Origin of the sequence: Teichococcus deserti (genome assembly GCF_001982615.1) — a bacterium.
GTDB lineage: Bacteria > Pseudomonadota > Alphaproteobacteria > Acetobacterales > Acetobacteraceae > Pseudoroseomonas > Pseudoroseomonas deserti.
Genome location: NZ_MLCO01000226.1, coordinates 1 through 13,124 on the forward strand (window position 1 = coordinate 1; position 13,124 = coordinate 13,124).

The 13,124-nt window shown below is 72.1% G+C and carries 12 protein-coding genes; 6 read left to right on the forward strand and 6 right to left on the reverse strand.

The window, feature by feature from the left end; genetic code table 11:
- Positions 1-54 precede the first annotated feature (54 nt).
- Positions 55-714, forward strand: a complete 660-nt coding sequence (locus BKE38_RS21150; RefSeq protein WP_076959226.1) for a GntR family transcriptional regulator — start codon at positions 55-57, stop codon at positions 712-714.
- Positions 715-739: 25 nt separating this feature from the next.
- Here BKE38_RS21150 and BKE38_RS21155 read toward each other — a convergent pair whose 3' ends face one another.
- From BKE38_RS21155 to BKE38_RS21170, 3 genes are all read right to left on the reverse strand, one after another.
- Positions 740-1,957 (reverse strand): MFS transporter, encoded by a 1,218-nt coding sequence (locus tag BKE38_RS21155; protein ID WP_076959227.1) that lies wholly within the window; start codon positions 1,955-1,957, stop codon positions 740-742.
- A 157-nt stretch (positions 1,958-2,114) separates the two neighbouring features.
- Positions 2,115-3,143: a threonine aldolase family protein gene (locus tag BKE38_RS21160; RefSeq protein ID WP_207553633.1), complete on the reverse strand. Its 1,029-nt coding sequence runs from the start codon at positions 3,141-3,143 to the stop codon at positions 2,115-2,117.
- Between the two features lie 321 nt (positions 3,144-3,464).
- On the reverse strand, positions 3,465-4,403 hold the full coding sequence (locus BKE38_RS21170; RefSeq protein ID WP_076959230.1) for a 2-hydroxyacid dehydrogenase: 939 nt from the start codon (positions 4,401-4,403) through the stop codon (positions 3,465-3,467).
- Positions 4,404-4,541: 138 nt separating this feature from the next.
- Here BKE38_RS21170 and BKE38_RS21175 point away from each other — a divergent pair, with 138 nt between their 5' ends.
- Entirely contained in the window at positions 4,542-5,342 is an 801-nt protein-coding gene (locus BKE38_RS21175; RefSeq protein WP_076959231.1) for a YggS family pyridoxal phosphate-dependent enzyme, read from the forward strand.
- Positions 5,343-5,462: 120 nt separating this feature from the next.
- Positions 5,463-6,677, forward strand: coding sequence for an MFS transporter (locus tag BKE38_RS21180; RefSeq protein WP_076959232.1), 1,215 nt, complete (start codon positions 5,463-5,465; stop codon positions 6,675-6,677).
- A gap of 24 nt (positions 6,678-6,701) precedes the next feature.
- Here BKE38_RS21180 and BKE38_RS21185 read toward each other — a convergent pair whose 3' ends face one another.
- Positions 6,702-7,325, reverse strand: coding sequence for a GNAT family N-acetyltransferase (locus tag BKE38_RS21185; protein ID WP_076959233.1), 624 nt, complete (start codon positions 7,323-7,325; stop codon positions 6,702-6,704).
- A gap of 454 nt (positions 7,326-7,779) precedes the next feature.
- Between BKE38_RS21185 and BKE38_RS21190 the strand changes: the two genes are divergently transcribed.
- Genes BKE38_RS21190 through BKE38_RS33405 form a run of 3 tightly spaced genes read left to right on the forward strand, consistent with a single transcriptional unit; the run spans position 7,780 to position 10,009 of the window.
- Positions 7,780-8,823: a putative FMN-dependent luciferase-like monooxygenase gene (locus BKE38_RS21190; protein WP_076959234.1), complete on the forward strand. Its 1,044-nt coding sequence runs from the start codon at positions 7,780-7,782 to the stop codon at positions 8,821-8,823.
- Entirely contained in the window at positions 8,820-9,407 is a 588-nt protein-coding gene (locus tag BKE38_RS33400; RefSeq protein ID WP_076959235.1) for a CMD domain protein, read from the forward strand. Before BKE38_RS21190 ends, BKE38_RS33400 begins: the two co-directional genes overlap by 4 nt.
- A gap of 17 nt (positions 9,408-9,424) precedes the next feature.
- Positions 9,425-10,009 carry an alkylhydroperoxidase domain protein gene (locus tag BKE38_RS33405; RefSeq protein ID WP_076959236.1) on the forward strand — a complete coding sequence of 195 codons (585 nt, stop codon included), beginning with the start codon at positions 9,425-9,427 and terminating at the stop codon, positions 10,007-10,009.
- Between the two features lie 42 nt (positions 10,010-10,051).
- Here BKE38_RS33405 and BKE38_RS21205 read toward each other — a convergent pair whose 3' ends face one another.
- Together BKE38_RS21205 and BKE38_RS33965 are read right to left on the reverse strand one after the other, a co-directional pair.
- Positions 10,052-10,993: an ABC transporter substrate-binding protein gene (locus BKE38_RS21205; protein WP_076959237.1), complete on the reverse strand. Its 942-nt coding sequence runs from the start codon at positions 10,991-10,993 to the stop codon at positions 10,052-10,054.
- Positions 10,994-11,016: 23 nt separating this feature from the next.
- Positions 11,017-12,738, reverse strand: coding sequence for an amino acid ABC transporter permease/ATP-binding protein (locus BKE38_RS33965; protein WP_076959238.1), 1,722 nt, complete (start codon positions 12,736-12,738; stop codon positions 11,017-11,019).
- Between the last annotated feature and the right edge of the window lie 386 nt (positions 12,739-13,124).

The following is a 13,124-nucleotide window of genomic DNA, read 5'->3' on the forward strand; positions in this document are numbered from 1 at the left end:
CCGCTTCGACCGGCGCCGCAACGTTTTTCCGCCTGCCAGCTCAGGACCGCCCGCATGCCCCGCGCCCCCCGCCCCAAGCGCCACCTGGCGACCGAGATCGCGCTGGCCATCCGCAACGGCGGCTATCGCCCCGGCGAATGGCTGCGGCTGGTGGATCTGGAGGCGCAGCTCGGCGCCAAGCGCTTCGACCTGCGGGCCGCGCTGGCCGAGCTCGCGCTGCGGCAGACGCTGGAGCATGTGCCCAACCGCGGCTTCCGCGTCGCCCTGCCCGACCGGCAGCGGCATCGCGACATGCTGCAGGTGCGCGCGCTGCTGGAGGTGGAGGCGGCGGTCACCGCCCTGCCCCGGATCGATGCCGCGGCGCTCGCGCTGCTCGAGGCCAAGGCCGATGCCTTCGACGCCGCGGTGGAGGCCGGCAGCACCACCAGCCAGAGCACCACCAACCTCGACTTCCACGACACACTCTACCGCTTCGGCCCCAACCCGCCGCTGGTCGAGCTGGTCATCGAGACGCGCGACCGGGCCCGGCTCTGGCCGATGGTGCTGTGGCCCTCGGTGTCGGCGCTGCGCCGCAGCGCGGAGGGGCACCGGCAGATCCTGGCGGCGCTGCGGGCGGGCGACGCCGCGGCCCTGGCGGAGAGCGTCCGCGCGCATATCCTGGGCTCGGCGGCGAACGATCCGAGCCTCGACGGTGCGGCGGCCAGCCCCGGCTGACCGCCGCGCGTCCCCTGGTCCGTGGTCAGGCCTTGCCGCGCTCGCCCTCGATGCGCGGCAGGAACCAGGTCAGCAGCCCGGCCAGCGGCAGGAAGGCGCAGAGCTGATAGACCCGCTCGATGCCGATGCTGTCGGCCAGCCCGCCCAGGATCGCGGCCGCGATGCCGCCCAGGCCGAAGTTCAGCCCGTAGAACAGCCCGCCCACCAGGCCGATGCGGTCCGGCGCCAGCTCCATGGCGTAGATCAGGATGGCGGCAAAGGCGCTGGCCATGATCAGGTTGATGCCGACGGTCAGCACGCCGGTCCAGACGAAGTCGGCATAGGGCAGCGCCAGGGTCAGCGGCAGCGGCCCCAGCACCGAGAACCAGATGATGCGGTAGCGGCCGATGCGGTCGCCGACCACGCCGCCGATCAGCGCGCCGATGGCCGAGGCCACCAGGAAGATGAAGAGCATCAGCTGCGAGGTGCTGACCGAGACGTCGAAGCGGTCGATCAGGTAGAAGGTGTAGAAGGAGCGGAAGCTCTCGATATAGGCGTTCTTCGAGAACATCAGCAGCGTCAGGATGGTCATGCCCAGCAGCACGGTGCGCGGCGCATGCGGCGCGCGCACAGGGCCCCCGGCGCCGCGCGCCGCGCGCAGCGCCGCCACCTGGCGGCGGATCGCCGTGTGCTGGCCGGCCATCCAGACCGTCAGCGCCATGGCCAGCAGCGCGGCCGGCGCGAACCAGGCCAGGCTGCCCTGGCCATGCGGCACGATGACCAGCGCCGCCAGCAGCGGCCCGAGCGCGCCGCCCATCTGGCCGCCGACCTGGAAGATGCCCTGCGCCAGCCCCTGCCGCCCGCCCGAGGCGTTGCGCGCCATGCGCGTCGCCTCCGGATGGAAGATCGAGGAGCCGATGCCGATGCAGGCCGCCGCCGCCAGGATCAGCGGATAGCTGGAGGCGAAGGCCAGCCCGACCAGCCCGGCCAGGCTGAAGCCCATCCCGACCGCGGCGGAATAGGGCATCGGGTGGCGGTCGGTGACATGGCCGACCAGCGGCTGGAACAGCGAGGCGGCGATCTGGAAGGTGAAGGTGATGACGCCGATCTGCACGAAGTCCAGGCCATAGGCGGTCTTGATGATGGGATAGACCGCCGGGATCAGCGACTGCAGCAGGTCGTTGAGCAGATGCGTCAGGCCGAGCACCAGCAGGACGGAGAGATGGGCCTTCGGCCGGCTGGCGAGAGCCGCTGACGATGACATGGCTTGCTTCTTTCGGTGGGCGGGACGAGGCGGGGCGAGCCGCCGGGCGCCGCGCCGGATCGGAGGACCGCGCGGGAGCGGCGGCGCATCATGGCCGGACGCGCGCCTGCGGAAAGTCCAGTTGCCAGGAAAGTCCCTGGTCCAGTCGGCGTCAAGCTCATCCCGCGGCGCGGGCCGCCTGCAGCAGCGCGGCGACCTCTTCCTCCGGCTGGTCGAAGCGGCAGACCAGCCGGATCTCGCCGGGCCCGCGGCGGTAGAAGCCGAAGCCCTGCGCCTGCAGCGCGTCGATCAGCGCCGGCGGCAGCGTCGCGAAGACGATATTGGCCTCGACCGGCGCCAGCAGCGCCACGCCCGGCAGCCGCGCCAGGCCGTGGCCCAGCTGGGCGGCGCGGGCATTGGCGCGGCGGGCCAGGTCGAGATGCAGCTCGCCTTCGACATAGGCCTGCAGCTGCGCCGCGGCGAAGCGCATCTTCGACCAGGTCTGGCCGGCGCGGCGCAGGGTGAAGGCGATCGGCTCGACCAGGTCGCGGCGGAACACCACCAGCGCGTCGGTGCTCATGGCGCCGTTCTTGGTGGCGCCGAAGGACAGCAGGTCGACGCCGACCCTGCTGGTCATGTCCGCCGCGGAGCAGCCGAGATGCGCCTGGGCATTGGCGAAGCGGGCGCCGTCCATGTGGAAGACCAGCCCGTGCTCGCGCGCCACGGCGCCGATCGCGGCCAGGGCGTCGAGGCCGTAGACGGTGCCGCGCTCGGTCGCCTGGGTCACCGTGACGGCGTCGGGCTGCGGCTTCTGGGTGTTGCCGCGCGGCGCCTCGGCCAGCGCCTGGCGCAGCGCCGCCGGGTCGATCCGCCCGACCTCGCCGGGCAGGCCGACCAGCGCCGCGCCATGGCCCCAGGCCGCCAGCGAATTGCCCTCCGACAGCCGCAGATGCGCGCCCTCGTGACAATAGGCGCCGCCATAGGGGCGCATGCAGGCGGCCAGCGAGAAGCTGTTGGCGGCGGTGCCGGTGGCCACCGGGAAGACGGTGACCTCGGCCTCGAAGACGTCGGAGAAGCGGGCGTTCAGCGCGCGGGCGCTGTCGTCCTGGCCATAGGGCTGGGCGGTGCCCTGGTTGGCCGTGGCCAGCGCCGCCATGATCGCCGGGTGGATGCCTGCGACATTGTCGCTCCGGAAGTCGCCGCGCATCGCTTTTTTCTCCATCGTGGCCAGGCGGGCATGGCCAGGCAGGCATGGCCAGGCGGGCCCGACTATGGCCCAGCCCGGCGCCCGCGTCAGCCCGGCGGCTCAGGCGGCCCAGGCGGCCCAGGCGGCCCAGGCGGCCCAGGCGGCCCAGGCGGCCCAGGCGGCCCAGGCGGCGCGCTGCGCCGGATCGAGCGCCGCGCAAGGCCGCCCAGGCCAGCGCCATGGCGGGCAGCGAGGCCGGCCGCGCCTGCTTCGCCCGGCTGACCGCATCCTTCTGACGCGCGACCGGCCAGGGCGGGGGATGAGCCCGCCCTGGCCGGCGGCTCAATAGCCGCGCGCGGGGTCGACCATGGCGGTGGTCGGCTGCCCGGCGCGATGGCGCGCGACATTCTCCAGCGCGATCCGCGCCGCCGATTCCGGCGCGCTATAGGCGGCGACATGCGGCAGCACGGTGATGCCGGGATGCGCCCAGAACGGGTGCTCCCCCGGCAGGGGTTCCTGGGCGAAGACGTCGAGCACGGCGTGGCTGACCTGGCCGGAGGACAGCGCCGCCAGCAGGTCGGCCTCGACCAGGTGGCGGCCGCGCGCCAGGTTGACCAGCCCGGCGCCCTGCGGCAGCCGGCCGAACAGCCGGGCGTCAAGGATGCCCATGGTGTCGGGCGTCAGCGGCAGCAGGTTGACCAGGATGTCGGAGGTCGCGACCAGCTGCTCCATGCCGGCGCCGCCGCTCAGGCAGGCGACGCCGTCGATGGCCTTCGGCGCGCGGCTCCAGCCGCTGACGGCGAAGCCGATGCCGGCCAGCGCCGTGGCGCAGGCGCCGCCCAGCGCGCCCAGGCCGAGGACGCCAACGCGGCGCTGCCCGGCCAGCGGCTGCGCCAGCTGCTTCCACTCGGCGCGCGCCTGCTGCCGCACATAGGCGGGCAGCTGGCGGTGCAGCAGCAGCACGCTGGCGAGCGCGCATTCGACCATGGCCTGGGTCAGCGCGGGGTCGACCAGGCGGGAGATCGGGATGGCGGTCGGCAGCGTCGGGTCGGACAGCATGCGGTCGACGCCGGCCCAGAGGCTCTGGACGAAGCGGAGATTCGGATAGCGCGCCAGCGTGCCGTGCGGCGGATTGGCGACCAGCGCGATCTCGACAGCGTCGACGTCATGCGGCTCGTTCGCCAGCACCAGCGTCTCGCCGGCCGGCAGATGCGCCAGCAGATGCGTCTTCCAGTCGGCATAGTCGTCGTCGTCGAGGGAACCGATCAGGAGGATGCTCACAGGGCGAAAACCTTCTTGGACAGCGGGGGCGCGACTATGCGGCAGGTGCGGCGCCGCGGCCAGGGGGCCAAACTGGACTGGTGTGATTCCGGGCAACTGGCCTTTCCCTCTGTTCCAGTCCGCCGCCATCCTGGCAGGATGAGCATCAGCACCGAGGCTGCCCCGCTGACCGCCGCGGATCTCGAGCGCTTCGGCCCGGCGCCCGAGCAGCGCTTCCGCGACAACCTGGCCGCCGTCGAGGCGCGCATCGCCGCCGCCTGCCGCCGCGCCGGCCGGGCACGCGAGGCGGTGCGGCTGCTGCCGATCACCAAGACGGTGCCGGCCGCGGTGCTGCGCCACGCCTTCGCCGCCGGCATGTCTTCCTGTGGCGAGAACAAGATCCAGGAGGCGACCGGCAAGCGCGAGGCGCTGGCCGACCTGCCCATCGCCTGGAGCATCGTCGGCCACCTGCAGACCAACAAGGTGAAATACCTGACCCGGCTGGCCCAGGAATTCCACGCGCTGGACAGCCTGCGCCTGGCCGGGATGCTGGAGGCGCGGCTGGCGCGGGAAGGCCGGACGCTGGATGTCTTCGTCCAGGTCAACACCTCGGGCGAGGCGAGCAAATACGGCCTGCCGCCGGAGCAGGTGCCCGGCTTCCTCGAGGCCCTGCCGCGCTTCCCGCATCTGCGGCCGCGCGGCTTCATGACGCTGGCGCTGTTCAGCGACGACGTGGCGCTGGTCCGCCCCTGCTTCGTCCGGTTGCGCAAGCTCCGTGACCGGGCCGTTCAGGACCATCCGGATCTGAAGGAACTGTCGATGGGCATGACCGGCGATTTCGAGGCGGCGATCGAGGAAGGCGCCACCATCCTGCGCGTCGGCCAGGCGATCTTCGGCCGCCGCCCGACGCCGGACGGGCATTACTGGCCCGGGCTGGCCGGCCAGCAGGGGGCCGGGTAGCGCCCGCCCTGGGCTTGCGCCAGACTTCGGCGGCACGCCGGCGAACCGGCGGCATGGCTTTGAGAGGAAACGCGGATATGACGATCTCCGGGGCGCGGCGTCCGGCGGCGCAGGTGCCCGATGACCGATGACCACCTACTGGATTCCAGGACCGCCTGGATCCGGCTCGGCGCCATCGTCGCGCTGTCGACACTGGGCGGCGCGGGGATGTGGACCGTCGTCGTCGCCCTGCCGCATGTCCAGGCCGAATTCGGCGCCAGCCGCGGCGACGCCTCGCTGCCCTATACGCTGACCATGCTGGGGCTTGGCATCGGCGGCGTGCTGATGGGGCGACTCTCCGACCGGCTCGGCACCATGCGCCCGGTGCTCGGCGCCATCCTGATGCTGTCCGGCGGCTATGTCCTGGCCGGGCTCGCGCCCAGCCTGATCGTCTATGCCCTGGCCCAGGGGGTGATGATCGGCATGCTCGGCGCCTCGGCCTGCTTCGCGCCGCTGATGGCCGATGCCTCGCTCTGGTTCCGCCGGCGGCGCGGCGTCGCGGTCGCGCTGGCGGCCTCGGGCAACTACCTGGCCGGCGTGGTCTGGCCGCCGCTGCTGACCGCGCTGATCGCGGCCCATGGCTGGCGCGTCGCGCATATGGCGGTGGGCGTCATCTGCCTGGTCGCCATGCTGCCGCTGGCGCTGATGCTGCGCGCCCGCGCCCCCGGCTCGCAGGCCAGCGGCCCGCGCAGCGATGCCGGCCATGCGCGGCCGCTCGGCCTGTCGCGCAACGGGCTGACCCTGGTGCTGGCGCTGGCCGGCATCGCCTGCTGCGTCGCCATGGCGATGCCGCAGGTGCATATCGTCGCCTATTGCGGCGACCTGGGCTATGGCGTGGCGCGCGGCGCCGAGATGCTGTCGGTCATGCTGGCCTGCGGCATCGTCTCCCGCCTGGTCTCAGGCCTGCTGGCCGATCGCATCGGCGGCATGCCGACGCTGCTGCTCGGCGCCGTGCTCCAGGGGGTGGCGCTGTCGCAGTTCCTGTTCTTCGACGGGCTGGTCTCGCTGTTCATGCTGTCGGCGCTGTTCGGCCTGTTCCAGGGCGGCATCGTGCCCTCCTATGCCGTGGTGGTGCGGGAGAACTTCCCGGCCTCGGAGGTCGGCATGCGCGTCGGCATCGTGCTCAGCTCGACGCTGCTGGGCATGGCGCTGGGCGGCTGGCTGTCGGGGGTGATCTTCGACATGACCGGCAGCTATGCGGCCGCCTTCCTCAATGGCGTCGCCTGGAACCTGGTCAATGTGGTGATCGTGACGACGCTGCTGCTGCGGGGCCGGTCGAAGCTGGCTGTGGCGTGATCGGGGGCCTGATCGGGGACTTGATCAGGCCGAGACCGCCGCATGCTGCGCCAGCCGCGCCAGGATGCGGCGTTCCTGCGCGGCCTTGGTGGCGGCGACCTCGGCGGTCGCGGCCTCGAGCGAGGCGGCCGGGCGGCGCCGCGGCGAGGTGGCGGGCTGGCCGGCGCGCGCGCCGATATGCTTTTCGAAGGGCAGCGAGCGGAACAGCGCCGGATCGGCCTCGAGGTCGAACAGCGCGCGATAGCCGAGCGAGACATAGAGGCCGACCGCCTCGGGCTGGCGGAAGCCGGTGGTGAGATAGGCGCGGGTATAGCCGAGCGCGCCGGCCCGTGCCTCCAGCGCCGCCATGATGCGCCGCGCCAGCCCCTGGCGGCGGTGACCGGCATGCACCCAGACTCGCTTGATCTCGGCGGTCTCGTCGTCATGGCTCATGAAGGCGCCGCCGGCGACGGGGATGCCGTCGCGCAGCAGCACCAGGAAGTCGCCGAGCGGCGGGGCGAAGGCGGCGGCCGGGTAGCGGTCGATCTCGGCGCGCGGACCGCCGGGGCGGTCGGCGCCGTACATGGCGGCGAATTCCAGGACCAGCGCGTCCAGCACGGTCTGGGCCTCGGAGGACTGGATCGGGGTGTGGAGGATGGTGTCGCGCATCTCGGCCTCTTCACAGCGGGGCGCCGGCCTCCCACGCGTCCGCCAGATTGCCCGAAACTGAAATGTCCTTCAATGTTTCTACGTCATTTGATTGGTTATTCGGGAGGAGCCGGACCCGGAGGAAGGTCACGGCGGACGATGACGCAGCCGGTGGGGGAGGGGAAATGCCCGGGCGCTCAAACGTTATCCGTATGTTCTTAAGAGATTATATCGGCAACAATCCTTCCGGCGTCGCGCTGGAGACCGCCACGTTGATAATGACGATTCTCCGCCGCATATTGCCGCAAAGCCTTGGCCGCATCCTCACCGGCGGCGGCTTGCCAGGACCGATCATGCCACCCTCGCCCCCACCCTTGACCCTGCCGCCACCCGTCCGCGAGCGCGGCGATTTGCAGCCCGGCCATCCGCTGCCCTACGCTTTCCCGGCGCGCGCAGCGCGGCAGGAGGCGCTGGCATGACGGGGCTGCGGCTTGGCTTCTTCACCCGGCTGCTCGACGAGGGCGATGCCGCCACGCGCTATCGCCTGGCCCTGGCGCAGATCCGCCACGCCGAGGCCTGCGGCTTCGACAGCGCCTGGGTCGCGCAGCATCATTTCCACGCGGCCGAAGGCGGCCTGCCTGCGCCCTTCGTCTTCCTGGCGCAGGCGGCGGCGCTGACCAGCCGCATCCGCCTGGGCACCGGCATCGTCACCCTGCCGCTGGAGCTGCCGATCCGCGTCGCCGAGGATGCCGCCGTGCTCGACATCCTGTCGCAGGGGCGTGTCGAGCTCGGCGTCGGTTCCGGCGGCAACCCGGAAGCCTTCGCCGCCTTCGGCCTGCAGGATGCCGATCGCCGCGCCGTCTTCGCGCGCAAGCTGGCCGAGCTGGTCGCAGCGCTGGACCAGAAGGCGCTGGCCGGCGGCGACCGCGTCTATCCGCCGCATCCCTCGCTCGGCCAGCGGCTGTGGTACGCGACCTTCTCGGTCGATGGCGCGCAAGCGGCGGGGCAGCTCGGCGCCGGGCTGCTGCTGTCACGCACCCAGCCGCGGCCGAAGACCGCGCCCGATGCCTCCCTGGCGGAGATCCAGGAGCCGATGATCGACGCCTATCTGGCCGCGCTGCCGCCGGGCACGGCGCCGCGCATCCTGGCCAGCCGCTCGGTCTTCGTCGCCGACGACCGCGCCGAGGCCTGGCGCCTGGCCGAGGCCGGGCTGCGCCGCTTCGACGCGCGGCTGGTGGCGCAGGGCCGCTTGCCGGATGCGCCCCGCACATTGGAAGAAATCATCCGCCGGCAGGATTCGCATCTCGGCACGGTGGCGGAGGTCACGGAATCCCTCGCTGCTGACCGCGTGCTGGCGCGCGCGACGGAGCTCGCCGTACAGGTGCATTCGATCGACCCGCCGCATGCGCACACGCTGCGCTCGATCGAGCTGGTGGCGCAGGGCGTGGCGCCCGCGCTCGGCTGGCAGCGACAGCATCGTCCCCCGATCGCGCAACAGGCAGGAGTGGCCGCGCAGTGACCGACACCATCGACATCCTGGCCGGGATCGCGCCCGGCGCCGCGCTGGAGAAAATCCGCGCCAACCGCGCGGCGGCACGCGACCATGCCGAGGCCAGCCACCAGGCGCTGCTGCTGCCGCAGGCGCCCGGCGATGTCAGCCTGGCCGAGCGCTTCGCCGTCGCCGCCTTCGTCGCCGCGCTGCACCGCGCGCCGGAAGCCGTCGCACTCTATGCCGAGGGCCTGGCGCAGCACGCCGGCGCCGCGCTGGCCGAGGCCGTGGCCCGCGCCGCCGAGGCCAATGCCGCCGCCGGCCCGACCGGCGCCTTCCCGCCCGGCCCGCTGAGCGCCGAGGACAGCCCGGCGCCGTCCTTCGCGCTGCCCGCCGATGTCGCGGCAGCACTCGGCGACAAGCTGGCGGCGGCGCTGGCCTATGCGCATTTCCTGATCTTCCATCCGCGGGACGCCGCGCCGGAGCGCTTCGCGCCGCTGCAGGCGGCCGGATGGACGCCGGACGGGCTGGTGACGCTGTCGCAGCTGGTCGCCTTCCTCGCCTTCCAGATCCGCGTCGCCGCCGGGCTGCGCGTGCTGGCCGCCACCCCCTGACCGCGGAGTTTTTCGCCATGTCCGCAGAACTTTCCGAGCCCAATGCCTTCACCCGCGCGCAGATCGGCTGGACGCCCTGGCTGCCGCCGCTGACCGAGGCCGAGCTGACGCCGAGCCACATCGAGGCGCTGATCGACGCCGCCCGCGCGAAGAATCCGTATTTCCGCTTGCTGGCGCGCGATCCGGCGGCGCTGCAGCACCGCACCCTGACCGACAAGGATATCTTCTATAACCCCGAGGGCGGCGCGCCGCGGGCGGACCGCGAGCTGGCGGCGACGGCGGTGTCGCGCGCGAATGGCTGCATCTACTGCGCCTCGGTGCATGCGCGCTTCGCCGCCACCTACGCGAAGCGGGAGGCCGATGTCGACCGCCTGCTGGACGAAGGCACCGGCGCCGATCTGGGCGAGCGCTGGAACGCCATCACCGCCGCCTCCGTCGCGCTGACCGCGACGCCGGTCGCCTTCGGGCCCGAGCATGTGCAGCGGCTGCGCGCCGCCGGGCTGGACGACCTGGCCATCGCCGACATCATCCAGGCCGCCGCTTTCTTCAACTGGGCGAACCGGCTGATGCTGGCGCTGGGCGGCGCGACCGTGCCGGCCTGAAACCTTGCGGCGGCAGCCCTGTCACGGGCTGCCGCTTGCGCCTTACTTCGCCGGCAGGCCGGGCGGGTTGGTGCGCGAGCGCTGGATCGCCTCGGCCGACAGATTCCAGCGGGCCAGCGCGCGGCCATAGGTGCCGGCCTCGATCTGCGCGTTCAGCGCAACGGTGATCGGCTCCGCCAGGCCCGCGCCCTTCTTCGTCGTCACCGCGATTTCCGCCGTCTGCGGCCAGCCGCCGGAAAAGGTGCCGACCAGCCGCGTCTTGCGCACCCGCGCCGCCTTGAAGGCCGAAGTGGCATTGGGCCCGAGATAGACATCGGCCCGGCCGGATTGCAGCGCCAGATCCAGCACCGCCTCGTCGTCATAGTACTGGACCTCGGTGTTCGGCAGGCCCTTGGCGCGGTTGGCCTCGATCCAGCGCAGCAGGATCTGCTCCTGGTTGGTGCCGGAGGAGACGATGACCTTCAGCCCGGCGACATCCTCCGGCTTGGCGATCGACTGCAGCCGATGGTCCAGCGCGACATAGAAGCCGAGCAGGTCGTTGCGGTAGGTCGAGAAGTCGAAGCGCTGTTTGCGCTCCTCGGTGACGGTGACATTGCTGGTCACCGCATCGAACTTGCCGGAGATCAGGCCGAGCGGCCAGTCGGCCCAGGCGGTCGGCACCACCTCCAGCACCAGGCCGAGGCTGTCGGCGACCAGCTGCGCGATGTCGATCTCGGCGCCGATCGGCGTGCAGCTGTCGGTGGCATAGCCGCCGAAGGGGAAGCGGCCCGGATTGGTGGCCACCGTCAGCTTGCCGGCATTGGCCAGGCGCAGGTCCCGCGGCAGCAGGCGAATCGCCTCCTCGACCTTCTGCGCGCGCACGCGGTGCGGCTGGGCGGGGCTGAGGTCGATCTCCTCCTGCGCGCGCAGCGGGCGCGGCAGCAGCGGCGAGGCCGCGATGGTGGCGCCGCCGAGCAGGCAGAGGCGGCGGGTGAGGATGGCCATGGCGATGCTCCTGTCAGGCCGCGTCACAGCACCTTCGCCAGGAAGGCGGCGGTGCGCGGCTGCTGCGGGTTGTTGAAGATGTCTTCGGGCGTGCCGCTCTCGACGATGCGGCCGCCTTCCATGAAGACGATGCGGTCGGCCACCTCGCGGGCGAAGCCGATCTCATGCGTGACGATGACCAGCGTGGTGCCCGAGCGCGCCAGCGCCTGGATGACGTCGAGCACTTCCTTGACCAGCTCGGGATCGAGCGCCGAGGTCGGCTCGTCGAAGAGCAGCACGCGCGGGCGCAGCGCCATGGCGCGGGCGATGGCGACGCGCTGCTGCTGCCCGCCGGAAAGCTGGCGCGGATAGCTTTCTGCCTTGTCCGACAGGCCGACCCGCGCGAGCAGCGCCGCGGCCTCGGACTCCGCGACCGCGCGCGTGGCGCGGCCTGTCGCGACCGGCGCCTCGGCGACATTCTGCAGCGCGGTCAGATGCGGGAAGAGGTTGAAGTTCTGGAACACCATGCCGAGCGTGGCGCGGCGCTGCAGCGTCTCGCTCTCCTTCAGCTCCTGCAGGACGTCGCCCTCGCGGCGATAGCCCAGGACCTCGCCGTCGATCAGGACGAAGCCGCTGTCGGCGCGCTCCAGCCGGTTGATGCTGCGCAGCAGGGTGGATTTGCCGGAGCCCGACGGGCCGATGATGGCGGTGACGCTGCCCGCCGGCAGTTGCAGCGACACATCGTCGAGCACGCGCAGCGCGCCGAAGCTCTTGGTGAGATGACGGATCTCGACGGCAGCGCCCGGCGGCGCCGGCGGCAGCTCCGTCGCCGCGACGACCGGCGCTTTCCGCCGCGCGAAGACACTGGCAGACACCTCGCGCAGGGCGCCGCGGGCATAGTGGCGCTCGACCTGGCGCTGGATGATCGACAGCACGGTCAGGATGATCAGGTACCAGACCGTCGCCACCATCAGCAGCGGCACCACCTCCAGGTTGCGGCGATAGATCACCTGGATGGTGTAGAACAGCTCCGGCAGCGCCAGGATGTAGACCTGGGAGGTTCCTTTCGCCAGGCCGATGATCTCGTTGAAGGCATTCGGCAGGATCGCGCGCATCGCCTGCGGCAGCACGATGCCGAAGGCCTGGCGGCGCCGCGGCAGGCCGAGCGCCGCCGCCGCCTCCAGCTGTCCCTGGTCGACGGAAAGGATGCCGCCGCGGATGATCTCGGAGGAGAAGGCCGCCTGGTTCAGCGTCAGCCCCAGCACCGCCGCGGCGAAGGGCGTGATCAGCTGCGTGGTCGAGGCGCTGAAGAAGGAGAGATCCGTGTAGGGCACGCCGAGCGCGATGACGGGGTAGAGATAGCCCAGGTTGTTCAGGATCAGCAGCAGCACGATCAGCGGGATCGAGCGGAAAATCCAGGCATAGCCCCAGGCGACGCCGGCCGGCAGCGGCGAGCCGGAGACCCGGGCGAGCGCCAGCGCCGTGCCCAGCATGAAGCCGAACAGCGTGCCCAACGCCGTCAGCAGCAGCGTGCGGCCGAGGCCGACCAGCACCGGCTCGGCCAGGAACCATTCGGCGAAGACATCCCAGCCCCAGCGCGGATTGGCCAGGATCGAGTGCAGCACGGCCAGCAGCAGCAGCGCCGCCAGCAGCGTGCCGATGCGGCGCGCCGGGTGGCGGGCCGGCCGCAGGGTCAGCCCTGCCAGGTCGCAGGGCCGCGCGGCGGGCGGGGCCAGGCGGCCCAGGCTGTCGGTCGAAGCGCTCATTGGAAAACTCGGCTCGGCGGGGTTGCGGGCAGCCGCCGGCGAGGCCGCGCCACCCGGATGCGCAAGCCGTGGCGCAGGCGGCGCGAAGGCATGCGGCGGGCAACGGCGGCGGCACCGGGGAAGCAGGATCAGGCGTGGGACCGGCCGGCCAGCAGCAGGGCGGGGGCGGCGGAACGGGTGCTAGCCTCGACAATCCATCAGCATGCGGCGCGTCTCCGGTGTGGCCCGCCCGTCCTGGCCCGATGGCCCGCAGGTCCCGTGGCGCCATTAATCACTGTTCTTTTTTGTGCGTCAATAATGGCACATGTCGATTCGGTGTTTTTCGGCCGGTGAAGGCTGCCGGAACCCGCCGGCGGCTGGCCGGTTCACTCGCCACACCCCCGCCA

Excerpts from the sequence above, each read along its gene's own strand:
- BKE38_RS21150 (WP_076959226.1), top strand. The coding sequence starts at position 55 with ATGCCCCGCGCCCCCCGCCCCAAGCGCCACCTGGCGACCGAGATCGCG.
- BKE38_RS21155 (WP_076959227.1), bottom strand. The coding sequence starts at position 1,957 with ATGTCATCGTCAGCGGCTCTCGCCAGCCGGCCGAAGGCCCATCTCTCC.
- BKE38_RS21160 (WP_207553633.1), bottom strand. The coding sequence starts at position 3,143 with ATGCGCGGCGACTTCCGGAGCGACAATGTCGCAGGCATCCACCCGGCG.
- BKE38_RS21175 (WP_076959231.1), top strand. The coding sequence starts at position 4,542 with ATGAGCATCAGCACCGAGGCTGCCCCGCTGACCGCCGCGGATCTCGAG.
- BKE38_RS21180 (WP_076959232.1), top strand. The coding sequence starts at position 5,463 with ATGACCGATGACCACCTACTGGATTCCAGGACCGCCTGGATCCGGCTC.
- BKE38_RS21185 (WP_076959233.1), bottom strand. The coding sequence starts at position 7,325 with ATGCGCGACACCATCCTCCACACCCCGATCCAGTCCTCCGAGGCCCAG.
- BKE38_RS21190 (WP_076959234.1), top strand. The coding sequence starts at position 7,780 with ATGACGGGGCTGCGGCTTGGCTTCTTCACCCGGCTGCTCGACGAGGGC.
- BKE38_RS33405 (WP_076959236.1), top strand. The coding sequence starts at position 9,425 with ATGTCCGCAGAACTTTCCGAGCCCAATGCCTTCACCCGCGCGCAGATC.
- BKE38_RS21205 (WP_076959237.1), bottom strand. The coding sequence starts at position 10,993 with ATGGCCATCCTCACCCGCCGCCTCTGCCTGCTCGGCGGCGCCACCATC.
- BKE38_RS33965 (WP_076959238.1), bottom strand. The coding sequence starts at position 12,738 with ATGAGCGCTTCGACCGACAGCCTGGGCCGCCTGGCCCCGCCCGCCGCG.